This window comes from Mycobacterium sp. IDUB_39 (genome assembly GCF_055419205.1).
The window spans coordinates 432787-445555 of sequence record NZ_JBVAXF010000001.1; the positions used below are offsets into that span (position 1 = coordinate 432787).

The 12769-nt window shown below is 65.4% G+C and carries 11 protein-coding genes; all 11 read right to left on the minus strand.

Annotated elements, in window-relative coordinates:
• The gene (locus ACZY0X_RS02065; RefSeq protein WP_463768732.1) at window positions 1-1353 is read right to left on the minus strand and encodes an alpha/beta hydrolase domain-containing protein; all 1353 of its coding nucleotides are present in this window, start codon (window positions 1351-1353) and stop codon (window positions 1-3) included.
• Between the two features lie 130 nt (window positions 1354-1483).
• The gene (locus tag ACZY0X_RS02070; RefSeq protein ID WP_463767932.1) at window positions 1484-2212 is read right to left on the minus strand and encodes a hypothetical protein; all 729 of its coding nucleotides are present in this window, start codon (window positions 2210-2212) and stop codon (window positions 1484-1486) included.
• A gap of 53 nt (window positions 2213-2265) precedes the next feature.
• A complete protein-coding gene (locus ACZY0X_RS02075; protein WP_463767933.1) occupies window positions 2266-2931 on the minus strand; it encodes a hypothetical protein in 666 nt (221 codons plus the stop codon).
• 110 nt (window positions 2932-3041) lie between these two features.
• Window positions 3042-4424 carry a WXG100 family type VII secretion target gene (locus tag ACZY0X_RS02080; RefSeq protein ID WP_463767934.1) on the minus strand — a complete coding sequence of 461 codons (1383 nt, stop codon included), beginning with the start codon at window positions 4422-4424 and terminating at the stop codon, window positions 3042-3044.
• 3 nt (window positions 4425-4427) lie between these two features.
• Window positions 4428-4712 (minus strand): type VII secretion target, encoded by a 285-nt coding sequence (locus ACZY0X_RS02085; protein ID WP_463767935.1) that lies wholly within the window; start codon window positions 4710-4712, stop codon window positions 4428-4430.
• A gap of 130 nt (window positions 4713-4842) precedes the next feature.
• Window positions 4843-5724, minus strand: a complete 882-nt coding sequence (locus ACZY0X_RS02090) for a formylglycine-generating enzyme family protein (RefSeq protein WP_463767936.1) — start codon at window positions 5722-5724, stop codon at window positions 4843-4845.
• 37 nt (window positions 5725-5761) lie between these two features.
• Window positions 5762-7567 carry a serine/threonine protein kinase StpK7 gene (gene stpK7 / locus ACZY0X_RS02095; protein ID WP_463767937.1) on the minus strand — a complete coding sequence of 602 codons (1806 nt, stop codon included), beginning with the start codon at window positions 7565-7567 and terminating at the stop codon, window positions 5762-5764.
• A gap of 182 nt (window positions 7568-7749) precedes the next feature.
• Window positions 7750-9270: a purine-cytosine permease family protein gene (locus ACZY0X_RS02100; RefSeq protein WP_463767938.1), complete on the minus strand. Its 1521-nt coding sequence runs from the start codon at window positions 9268-9270 to the stop codon at window positions 7750-7752.
• A gap of 10 nt (window positions 9271-9280) precedes the next feature.
• Window positions 9281-9958 (minus strand): gamma-glutamyl-gamma-aminobutyrate hydrolase family protein, encoded by a 678-nt coding sequence (locus ACZY0X_RS02105; RefSeq protein WP_463767939.1) that lies wholly within the window; start codon window positions 9956-9958, stop codon window positions 9281-9283.
• Complete coding sequence (locus tag ACZY0X_RS02110) at window positions 9955-11337, minus strand: glutamine synthetase family protein (protein WP_463767940.1); 1383 nt, start codon at window positions 11335-11337, stop codon at window positions 9955-9957. The genes ACZY0X_RS02105 and ACZY0X_RS02110 overlap by 4 nt, the downstream gene beginning before the upstream one ends.
• Before the next feature lie 62 nt (window positions 11338-11399).
• Window positions 11400-12659 carry a YlbE family protein gene (locus tag ACZY0X_RS02115; protein WP_463767941.1) on the minus strand — a complete coding sequence of 420 codons (1260 nt, stop codon included), beginning with the start codon at window positions 12657-12659 and terminating at the stop codon, window positions 11400-11402.
• Between the last annotated feature and the right edge of the window lie 110 nt (window positions 12660-12769).

Below are 12769 nucleotides of genomic sequence, written 5' to 3' on the forward strand. Positions count from 1 at the left end.
CTACGGGTACGCCGCGGCGGCGAGGTCCAGAATCTCCAGACGATCCGCCGCCAGCAGGAAGCCCGCCTCGATCGCCGCATCCAACGACCGCGTGAACCTTTCGAGGTACTCGGCGGCACCACCCGGGTAGAGCCGCCCGAGGGTGTCGGCGTCGAAGACCTCACCGGACCCGAAGAGCATCGCCATCAGCGGTTCCGCGCTGCCGATGCCCGAGGTCCGGGCGATCGGCACGTCGACCCACGGCGTGCGCACCCCGCCCGTCGCGAGGCCGTTCGCGTCGAGCACCAGCTGTGGTGGCTCGGCGTCGGTCAGATCCATCCGCTCAGCGGTCGGCGGCAGCGCGCCCGTGCGGACCCACGCGACGAGACCCACCAGTGCGGCCTGCAGCACGTAGTGGTGCTGCGGCGCGAAGTTGATGCAGTGCGGCAACTCCTGGCCCATCAGGGTGGTGGTCGGCTGGTAACCCGCGACGAGGTCGGCCAGCGGCGCCGAGCCGGAGTCGATGAACCCCACCTTGATCGTGTAGTTGTCGGCGTGCGCGGTGCCCGCGACCTCCCAGGCGCGCAGCCGGTCCCCGTCGGGCTGCCTGGCCAGGTGATAGCCCGCCCGCACCCCGCCGACGAGGTCGGTCTCGGTGATGACCGTCATAACCGGCACCCGCAGGTCCTCGGCGAACGGCACGGGTTGCGGATCGGCGGAGTCGTCGTCGAAGATCGACGAGCCGTCCAGCGGCGCGGCGGGCCCGAATCGGGAGTGCACCAGGAACCCGTCGTACACCTGCGCGAGCGGATCGACGACGTTGACGTAGGTCGTCAGGAACAGCGCCGACTGCGATTCGCCAGTCGCCAGAACAGTTTCCGGCTGGAGGCCGCCCAGAAGGTCATCAGCGCGGTCCCGGACCAGTCGGCCGACCTGGGAGTAGATGTCGTAGGAGTACGCGTCGCCGGGATGTTTCAGCGCGCCGTAACGCGCCGCGTCGAGCGTCTTCAGCGACATGTCCATGCCCATGCTGGCGCCGCCCTCGATGCCGACGCGCTGCGCCGAGACCGCGACGTAGGCGTGGCCCGCGCGGACGATCTCGCGGTGCGCCATGAACCACACTGCGGGAGCGTCGATTCCGCCGCTGACGTTGAGCCACTCGACGACGACCGTGCCACTGAACCGCGCCGGATCGGTCGGCGTCATGACCACGATGCGCGTCGCGTACTCCGCGGTGGACGGCTGCGCCACGTGACTGGTCGCGGTTCCGGAGAGGAAGTACTCCTGGGCCGCGTAACCCAAAGTTGACGCGTCGTAGGCGCCGAGCAGAAGGTTCGGCGTGCCTGGCACGCGCTCAATCGCCGGACTGGTCACTTGATCGCGTACTGCATCATTGGCCACCGGCCCACCGTACGTCGCCGACCTGAGGGACAGTGGCGTTGTCGCTCAGAGGTGGGCAAGTGCAACATGAGCTCGGCGGCACATCCCCCCTCGGCGCGAGAGGTCAGGCCTTGGAATCGCCCGTCTCGACGTCGAATCGCCCGGCCTTCAACCGCTCCAACGCCCGCCCGTCAACAAGTTCGGTTCGATCGTCCGGATGGAGCCAGTAATGCCGGATCATCCAGTACAAGCCGACTCCCCTAGGCACATAGAAGTCCAGCCCATCGATGACTCTCTCGCTGCCGTCCCTCAGACTGAGTACGGCCGCTTTGCGGCTTTTCTTCTCCTCGGAGTGGTCGGCCACCTTGACGACGTCGTCCCACTCGACGATGTCGTTGGCGATGATGTTGGCGATGTCCAAGCCGGCCGGCGTGAGCTTGACGTAACCGACGCCGCCGCGCTTGTACGCGGTGAGCAACCCGCGAACCGCGAAGATCACCGCGGGCACAAGCGCGATGGATGTGGCGAGTCGCCAACCGCGGGTGGCGGAGAGGTCGATCATGTCCCGCGGCAGGAAGATCGCGAGCACCGCTCCTCCGACGATGAACAAAGCAAGACCGAAGTACCCGCACCATTCGAAGATCTTGTCGGCAACCAACTTCGTTCCAGTCGCATCACGTCTCGCACGCAGCGAAGTCCATCCCGCCGCAACGTATCCCAGCACGCCAACGAGCACGATCGGGAAACCGACGAACGAGCCCACTCCAACAGCCGTCAGGTAGTCACCTCTGACAGCGGCACGGCCGGCCACGTAGACGAACCAGGCCACGAAGGCCACAGTTCCGAGGCTCAACCACGCCAAACGGTGCCAGCTATCACGCCAGTTCAGCGGCTCCGGCAACGGCATCACATTCGCGAATCGTCCGTGTCATCGACATTGAACCGCCCGGCCTTCAACCGCTCCAACGCCCGCCCGTCGACAAGTTCGGTTCGATCGTCGGGATGTAGCCAGTAATGCCGGATCATCCAGTACAAGCCGCCGCCGGGAACGTAGCCGGTTAGGCCCTCAACGATCTCTTCATCACCATCCCTCAGACACAGCACGGCTGCTTTTCGTGTTGGCTTCTCTACGGAATCCTTGACGCCGATCACGTCATCCCATGCCACGAACGTTGTGACTTTGGCATTTGCGTTCTCGAGACCGGACGGGCTCAAGCGAAGGAACCCCGCACCTCTGCGACGGACGATCGAAATGAGGCCACTAACAACGATGAACAACGCACAGGCCATCAATATCGGCGAGAAGAGTTGCATGCCGCGCGACATTGGTATGTCGAGCGCACCGCGAGGAGCGAAGATCACGAAGAGTGCGGCAGAAGGCACGAAGAACGCCGCCGCCACAGATAAGGCGATTCCCATTCGGATATCTGCCCTAAATGTCGTGCCGGTCGGGTCGACACGCGGCCGCAACGCAGTAGGTCGCCACGACACCCAGGCAAGTGCAACGAGTGGTATCCAGAAAGTCGCAATCCATCCCGCCAGGACAGCAGTCGTCAGGTAGTTACCACTCATTGTGGCCTGGGTACCCCGGAAGAGCATCCATGCCGTAGCCACAATCAAACCGACCACGGACCACATGAGTTTGCGCTGGCCGCTCTTCCAGCCGTGCGGTTCAGGGACAGTTAGTACGGACACACAACCTCCCCTACAAACTTGCCCAGATCTGCGCCGAGGACTGCTCCGATGACCCCGCCCGCGAACGCACCAACGGGCACCGACAAGGCCAAAAGGGGAGGAACAGCGGCCCCAACCGCTGCGCCTCCCGCCGCACCGAGTTCCGCTCCGCCCCAACCGCCACCGCCACCGGCAACACCAGCGACCAATGCGATACAGCGATCCTTGCCCGAGTCCGCCATCGCCATGTCGAACACCGTCGTCGCAACACCGAGCGCGGGCCCTCCGAACTTGGCGGCCTTGCCGATGTCGTCGATCGACGAGGCCGTGATCATGGGCAGGCTCCCGCCGTTCACGATGTGCTTCTCCAGCCCTGAAAGTCCGGCTCCCGACACCAATGAGATGTTATCGATGAGCTCCACAGGCACAGCCGAATGCCTGCCATCGGCCGTCGTGAAACCGGCGGTCCGATATCCGGTCGGATCCATCGACATCGTCCAGTGCGATCCGTCAGGCCAAGAGACGGTCGTGTAGTCGCAGTCAGTTCCGAAGTCATGCCACGAACTGGATTCCGACACCTCGTTGCCGTTCTTGTCGAACTGCTCGACGGTGATGAAGTTCTGCTTGCTAGGCCAGTCGAACGGATCGCGCTTGGTGATGACCTGCCTGCTGCCGTCCTGCATGTACACGGTCGTCACCTCCTCGCCGTAGGAGTTCTCGGACTCGACGACCTCGCGAACCGCAATCGACATGTCCCCGTTGCGAATTGCCTCCTGCGCGACCACACCTACTGGGTCGCGGGGATTCGGCACCTCATCGCCGGGACGCTGCGCGACCGGGACCATCATCGAGCCCAGGTCCGTCGGCGGGCCAGCCTCGACGAAGCCGAACTCGGCTCCCGCCGCCACCACCGCGTTGGCCGTCGTGTCATCGGCATCACCGACGGCCATCAACATGCGATTGATCGTCTCCTGCTCCGAACGCGCCAGCTTCTCGAGTTCAGCCATGTCCTCGGCCGACATCTTGACCGGGTCGATCAGGACCACCCACTGGTCGGTGACATTGAGCGGACCCGCGTCGACCTGGTCTGCCGCGTTGAGCAGTGCAGTTCGCGCCGGTCCGATCGCATCGGCACCGGTGCGCAGCGCCGACGCGACGCCATTCGCGTACGCGGAGAACGTCGACGCCTGACGGCTCGCCCGGCCGAACATCGCCGACGCCGCGTCATGCGCACGCCCCGACCATGCCTTGGTCTCGGGCATGCGCTGGCACGCGTCATCCATGCCCGTCACCGCATCCGACACCGCGCGGGCCTTGGCCGTGATCGACTCGGCCGACGTCGTCAGGGAGTCCGGGTTCCACCCCCGCAGGGTGGGACGCGACGGCAGCATCGCTCAGAACAACCCGTCCAGGGTGCCCGCCAACGCGTCATCGGTCACCTCGTAGGTGTCACCGGCACCGCGCACGGCCTGCCCGAGCTTGGTGACATTCTGCGCGAGTTGATCTGCCACGGTGGAGAAGTGCTCGCCGACGGCGCGCACCCCCCACTGTGTCGTGGAGCCGGGCAGTCCCTCGGCGGCCTTGGATGTGGTCCCACCGACATCGGCCGCGGTGATCACCCCGGCGGCGCTGTCGACCTGGCCGGCCAACGCTCGCAGTATCTCCGGATCTACCTGCACCTGTCCCCCTCAAGCACTCCCTCACCCCATTCTGCTGCATGCAGAGAGTACGGATGCGCACGTCTTTTAGGGCCAAGGTGAGGAAATCCCCGCGCCAAGTGTTCCGACCATCACCGGCCGCAACTGCCCCTCAGGCGATGCAGCGAAACCCGATGTGGGTGGTGGCACTGTCCTGGGACTGCGACGAGCGCGCGGCAGGGCGGTAGCGGTGGCAGTACTCGGGCGCGCACAGGTGTGACCCGCCCTTGAGCGCCTGGTTGATGGCCGGGTCCCCGGACGGCGACGGCGGCGGGGGCGGCGGACAGCAGGCGGGCTGGTCCGTCCGGTGTAGTGGCGTGTAGCGCGTGGTGGTCCACTCCCAGACGTTGCCGATCATGTCGACCAAGCCGAATCCGTTGGGCGGGAACGTCCCCACCGGGGAGGTGCCGACCCACCCGAGGGCGCCGTCGTTGCGGTACGGGAACCGGCCCTGCCAGGTGTTGGCCATCAACTGGCCATCGGGTGCCACCTCGTCGCCCCACGCATAGGCGGTCTCAGCCCCGGCCCGCGCGGCGTACTCCCACTGCGCCTCACTGGGCAGGCGTCGCCCCGCCCAGGCCGCGTACGCGGCGGCGTCCGGGTAGGCGACCTGCACCACCGGGTGATCGAGTCGATCCTCGATGGAGGACTCCGGCCCGAACGGGTGCCGCCACGACGCGCCGGGCGCCCAGGTCCACCACTGCCGCCAGTTGCGCAGATCGACCGGTCCGTCCGTGGGCTGGAAGACCAGCGCCCCCGGAAGCAGATCGGCGGGTGGAACACCCGGGAAGTCCGCTGGGTCCAACGGACGCTCGGCGACGGTGACATGGCCGGTGTCGGACACGAACTCGGCGAACTGCGCGTTGGTCACCGGATGACGCTCGATGGAGAAAGCCGCCACCGACACCGAGTGGACGGGGGCCTCCTCGGGATAGAAGTCGGTCGAGCCCATCCGGAATGAGCCGGCCGGCAGGTCCAACAGTTCGGTGAGCATCAAGCCAGGCTAGATCCACTTCCCGGCGAACGTCGGACTACCCGCGCGCCCCGTTCACGACAGGTGTGTCGATCATGCCCTTCTCAACACCCCACATCGTGGCGATGGTGCGGTACTCGCCGGTCTTCATCAGGTGCTCGAGCGCCAGTCGCAGCGACTCCGACAGCGCCGAACCCTTCGACACCGGCCAGCCGTAGGGCGCCATGTCGAAGATCTCGCCCGCCGTATCGAGTTCTCCCGCACTGAGTTTCACCGTGAACCCGGTGACCGGCGAATCCGCCGACATGGCCTCGATGTCACCGGCGATCAGCGCCGCGGTCAGGTCGTCCTGCCGGGTGTAGACCACCATGTCGATCGGTGCCAGACCCGCCGCGACACACGTGGCGCTCTTACCCGGAACCTCGGTGGTCTCCTGGATCGTCGCGAACGTGACCCCAACCCTCAAGCCGCAGGCCGCATCCGGGTCCACCGCACCGCCGGCACGCTTGGCCCACTGCGTGCCCGCCTGGAAGTAGGTCACGAAGTCGACGGCCTTCTCCCGCTCGGCGGTGTCGGTGACCGACGACATGCCGACGTTGAAGCTCCCGCCGGTCACCGAGGGAATGATGCTCTCGAACCCGGTCTCGCGATAGTCGGGCGACAGACCCAGGACACGGGCCATGGCGTTCATCAGGTCGACGTCGAAACCGACGATCTTGCCGGAGGAGTCCTTGAACTCGTTGGGCGCGTAGGGCGTATTCACGCCGACCACCAGCCGACCAGTCGAGCGAATATCAGGGGGAACCGTCGCCGCGATCTCGGGCACCTCGCCGTCGGGCGTGCCCGGCGGGACCGTGGACTCGGCCACGCTCACTGGCCGCGCGCCGTCGCGGCCCGGCGGTCCCCACACCTGCCACGCCCCGAACGCGCACAACCCGGCCAGCACCACCGCGGCACTGGAGGCGGCCAGCGCCCGCCAGGGCACCCGCCTCGTCGACGTGACCGGACGTGCGATGTGCCGTCCGCTGGTCCGGCCCGACCGCGGCACCGGCGCGGTCAACGCCCGCCGCGCCGCCCCGGCCAGCTCGGCCGCGGTCTGATAGCGCTTCTCCGGCTTCTTGGCCATGCCCTTGGCGATGACGTCGTCGAACGCCCCCAGCCTCGCGGCGGTGGCCGACGGTCGCGGCGGCGGCGACATCATGTGCCCGGCGATCTGCTGCTCGAGGCTGTCCGCCTGATACGGCCGCACCCCGGTCAGCAGTTCGTAGAGCACGCACGTCAGCGCGTAGATGTCCGCGCGGGAGTCGATGGGCCCGCCCTCGAACCGCTCCGGGGCCATGTATCCCAGCGTGCCCAGCGTGTTGCCCGCCGTCGTCATACCGGCCTCACCGGCCGTGCGGGCCAGCCCGAAGTCGATCAGATACGCGAAGTCGTTCGGCGTGAGCAGGATGTTGGACGGTTTGACGTCGCGGTGGATCAGACCCGCCTTGTGCGCGGCGTCCAGCGCACCGGCGACCTGTTCGATCACCGCCACCGCCGACGCCGGATCCAGCGGCTTCTTGTCCTCGGCCAGGATCTCGCCCAGCGTGCGACCCTCGATGAGCCGCATGTCCAGGTAGAGCCTGCCGTCGATCTCGCCGTACCCGTGAATCGGCACCACGTGCGGATCGTTCACACCGGCAGCGGCCTGCGATTCGCGGCGGAACCGCTGCTGAAAGACCTCGTCGGTGGCTAGGTGTGGCGGGAGGACCTTGAGCGCGACGATGCGATCGGTGTTGGTGTCGTAGGCCTGGTAGACCTCGCCCATTCCGCCCCGGCCCAGCAGCTTCTGCAGCTGGTAGTGCCCGAAAGGTGTCGCATCCACCGTGAACTCCTCGGCTGCGGCCAGTCGGTGTGTGTCGCATGCAAGTTACCGCACCATTTGCACGATTGACGAAAAATGTCGGCAGACGATGCCAGTTTTGTGCGGCTTCACGCAGTCCACCGCCCCACGACCGGGTGGTCATGGGGCGGTGGCCCGGGGTGCCGGTACGGCGGGGGACGGTGCTATCCGACCGTCTCCGACTCGGGGCTCGGTACGGCTTCCTTCACGCTCCGGGGCTCAGCCGCCGGACCGAAGATCTCGGGCCGATCCGGCCACAACCTGTCGATTATCGGACAACCAATGAGCGCGGTGAGACCCGAGGCGACGAGCCCACCGTCGATGCCGCCCATCAGCGGCACCAATGCGCCGGTGAAGGCGTCGTTGAGTGAGAACAACATGCCGATCGCCGCCGAAAGGGTCCACAGGGCCAGCGTGCGTGGGTTCAGCCCGCGCCGGTACCAGTAGATGCCGCCCTTCTGCCGGCGGTTGAACACCTGCAGATCGTCGACGTTGTAGTAGCCGCGGCGACGCAGGTGGCCGTAGACGATGATGACGACCCACGGAATCGAGAAGCACACCAGCAGTTGCAGATAGACAGCCATCCCGCTCTCAACTGCGTCATAGAAGTGCCCAACGTAGACCAGCACGGTGGCCAGGGCGCAGGCGAGCAGAGTCGCCTGAACACGGTTGAACCGAGGAATGATGGCGCTGGTGTCCAGCCCGGTCCCGTAGGTGTTGATGACGGCCTGCGTCGTGCCCGATGCCAGTCCCAGGTACAGCAGGAACGGGATGTACCACAGCGGCACGATCTCGACGATGCCGAAGACGAATGGGGTTTCGGCGTCGGCGGCCGCGGCGTTGAACGCGGCGGCTGATGTGAAGGCACCCCACAGGAAGCACACGCCCATACCGAAGATGCCACCCATGAACAGCGTGAACACGATCCGGCGGTCGGAGAACTTCTTCGGCGAGATGTGCCGCGTCCAGTCACCGGAGTAGGCGGCATACGACGACACGGTGGCCGCGCACAGCAGCGCGGAGATCAGCCACGTGACCAGGTGCGAGTCGAACGCGTAGCTCCCGGTACCTTGGTACGAGGCGTCGAAATCCTTGCTGTAGACGAACAACCCGATGATCATGCACAGCCCGGCTGTGGGCAGGATGAACTTCAGCGAGCTCATCATGATGTGGTGGCCATAGACGGAGATCACGGTGACGATGATGCTGAGAACCGCATACGCGCCCAGTCGTACCGCCTCGTTGTCCTGGATGGCGAAGTAGCGGATCAACGCCGACGCCAGGGCGTCGCCACCGGTCCAGATCGAGATGGCCGCGAACGCCAGGCTCGCCGTTGCCTCGAGGAACGAGCCGATCAATCGCCCCGCGACCCCGAAGTAGGCACCGCTGGACACCGGGTTGTTGGTTCCCGAATGTGGGCCCATCAGGCCGGACAGCCCAAGGAATACCGCTCCCACGGCTGAGCCGAAGACGATGGACGTCGCCGCCGACCACCATCCCAAACCGAAGGCGATCGGGTACCAGCCGATGATGAACAATCCGAACGTCATGCTGCCGCCAAGCAGCAGGACGTACAAATTGCTAGGGCGGGAACGTCGCTCGTCTTCGGGGATGTACTCGATCCCGTGCTTCTCTACTTGTAAGAATCGGTCCTTGATCGCAGTCTCGACGCCTTTGTCTTCCATGCCGTTGTTGTCACTTTCGGACGAGCCATTCGAATGGCTTGAGGTGTTCTGAATTTTCGGTGTAGATCAGTTCGGGATGCCACTGCACACCGAAACAGTTCTCGCCTTCGACTGCCTCGACAACTCCGTCGGGGCTCCACGCGGTCGCCAGCAGCGAACCGGTGTCAGAGATGCATTGATGGTGCTGCGAATTCACTTTGGTGAGATTGGGGAAGATCGAGCTGGCGAGAGTGCCCTCCTTGATTTCAATGGGGTGAATTATCGATGCGTACTCACCGTCGATGGTGTCGACCATGTGCTTGTTCATCCCGAGGGCCAACAGGTCCTGGGCAAGCCGGCCCCCGTGCGCGACCGCGAGTAGTTGCGCCCCACGACACACTCCAAAGGCCTTTATCCCCCGTCGCATTGCCGCCTGCGCGATGGCTAGCTCGACGCCGTCGCGTTGCTCGTCGACGCCGTGCAGAGTGGCACGTACTGTGTCGCCGTAGCGGCGGGGATGAATATCCCCGCCGCTAAGCAACAGCAGGGCGTCGATTCGCTCGGTCAGCTTCAACGCGTCGTCCGGATCCACCATGGCGGGGATCATGATCGGTGAACCACCGACAGCGACGATCGCATCGATGTAGTTCCGGTGGCTCATCAGGAAGCCATCGGGACCCAACCCAGAGACAACGCCGACGACTGTCATAGCTCCAGCAGGTACCTTCCGCGCTCGGCGTCCGACACCAGCAGGTGGTCGCCCTCCCACTCCTTGAGCTTCATCTCGGTGTACTCGCGGACGAACGCCGCCGGGAACGTGTCGTGCACCAATGGATCTTTCTGGAACGCCTCGATCGCCTCGAGAAGCGTCCGCGGCAGTGACGGCGCGTCGGTGTTATGCGATGCGTTCTCCATTGGCGCACCGGGATCGAGGCCCTCCCGGATTCCCTCGAGCCCCGCGGCGATCATCAACGCCGAGGCGAAGTGGTAGTTCGCGGCGCTGTCTGCGGCGCGGTACTCGATGCACGGCCGGTTCTGTGGCAGGCGGACCGTGCAGGAGCGGTTGTTGGAGCCGTAGCTGACCCGCGTTGGCGCCCAGGAGATCTGACCATCCGCCAGCCGCGGGGTCAGCCGGCGGTAGGAGTTGGTGGTCGGATTGCCCAACGCGGTGAAGGCCGGTGCGTGCTTGAGCACCCCCGCGACGAACTGGTAGGTCTCCTGAGTCCACTGCCCGGCGGTGTCGTCAGCGCGGAATGCGTTGCGACCGGTGTCCAGGTTGACCAGGCTCATGTTGAGGTGCGCGCCCGATCCCCACATGCTGGCATATGGCTTGGGCATGAAGGTCGCTAGCAGTCCGCATTCCTTGGCGACCTGTTTGACCGCGAACCGGAATAGGGTCATCCGGTCGGCCATCTCCATGACCGGCGCGTGTCCAATGCTGAGTTCGTACTGACCGTCACCGCCTTCATGGCCGAATGCGTAAACGCCGAAGTCGAGTTCGCTTAGGTAGCCGACGAGCTTGTCCAGGAATTCCGAGGCATCCAATGTCGCCTCGACGTCATAGGCTGGCGACGGCTTGAGCGAACCGCTGGGCGAGATCGGGATGAGACGGTCGTTGTCGCCCTCGAGTGACTCCGGGCGGAACACGTAGAACTCCGGTTCCACCCCGAGATGCACGGAGTAGCCCATCTTGGCGGCCGCCTCGACCTGTGACCGCAACGCCGCACGAGGGCACAGCGCGAATGGTTCACGCCCACCGAAGCTCATATCGGCGAGCATCCAGGCGTACTGCCGATCCCAGGGGAGGATCTTCAGCGTGCTGAGGTCCGGCACCGCGATGACCTCATCCTCGGTGGGGTTCATGCTGCCGATACCACCGAACCCACGTGGCGTATAGCGCTCGGCACCTGCGACCAGATCCGCGAAGTGGGTCAGCGGCACGATCTTGGACTTTGGCCGGCCGAGCACGTCAATCCAGTTCGCCATCGCGTACTTGACGCCCTTGGCACGGAGCTCCTCCGCGACCCGCGTGTGCTCCGGGTCAAGGCCATACAGCGTGTCGTTACGTTCGAACACGGTGTCAGTCATGCAGCTATCTCCTTGTGATATCGAGTCCCACAGCGATGTGGCTGAGGGCATTGCTGAATTGGCTATTGCTTGGCGAGCGCCTCGGCTGCCAGTAGGAACGGCTCAAGCGGCGCGCGAGCGACGCCACCGCCGATCTGTCCTCCGCCCACACCGGCGATCCCGATGTCGAGGACGGGGGTAATGCCCGTCTCGGCGATCACACGAACGTCGAAACCCACTGGTGTACCGCGATAGTCGAGCACTGGGATGCGAAAGTCGGGATGCTCGGCGACGCAGATGTCATACATCTGGGTCGTCCGCGCGATCATTGCTGCGGCACTGCCTCCGCTGGATCGCTGCAGCGGAAGTGCCGCCGCCTGCGCGACTCCGCCTAGCCCGACGACCTCGGTGATGACACTCTCGCCACCCATGAACTCCATGTCATCCGCGGTGAAACCCGGTTGGAGCTTGGTCGCCTCGAAGGTGGGAAGCGGACCGCAGAACCACTGATCCCCGGTGCCGGCGACTTGGACGCCAAACTCCGCACAGGAGAACGCCATCGCGGTGACCACACTGGAGCCGCGAACCCCGCGCATGGTGTTGGCCATGACCTTGGCCGCGGCCATCGCGAGACGCAGGAAGAAGTAGTCGCCAGTGAAGAGGTACCGGGCGAGTACGCGGGCATCGTCCGCAGACAGGTCGGCGAGCACACCAAGGAGTTCGCGGACGAAGAGCGTAGTGGCTGCGGTGTTGCGGCTGTGCAGTTCATCGCCCATGGTCAGTGCGCGGGCGATGATCGGATTGAGTTCGACGCCCCCGCGCATCCGGACCGCACGGTCGAGGGCCGGCCCGACGTGGTCGTGCAGGTAGTCCAGATTCTCGCGGGTGGCCGCGGTGTAGACGCCGTAATTCAGGCGGTCAACCGCATCGCCCTCATACAGCGTGCAATAGGCCCGGTCGCCGGTCATCGGATCCTCGACGACCACAACCGGCATGGACGCCGTGGTCACCCCGGCCAGTGAGCCGACCGCACCGAGTTGCTGACAACCGCTGACCACGACTTCACCAGCGGCGTAGGCACGTTCGGCTTCGGCACGGTTGGAGGCGTATCCCTCGTAGATCGCCGCGCCGAGCAGGGCTTCGCGTTGCCCCCCGGTGTAGCGCTCGAACGGCAACGTCGGACCTGACGTCAGGACCTGGTTGCGCTGCATCCCCGGGATGGCGTGCAACGCCGATTCCACGGCGACGAGCCGCGGCTGGCAGGCAAAGAGCCGGCGCACTGCCTCGGTGTTCGCATCCAGCGCCGGCACGGTGTGGCCGCTCACGCTGATCCCACTGCTCATCACGTCGCTCCTCAAGTTTGGCAAAACCTTTTGGCATCGGCCAGAAAAAGAGGTCCGCATTCGACTGACACCACTAGGGGCCGGTTGCGGACCGACTGACGAGACGGAGT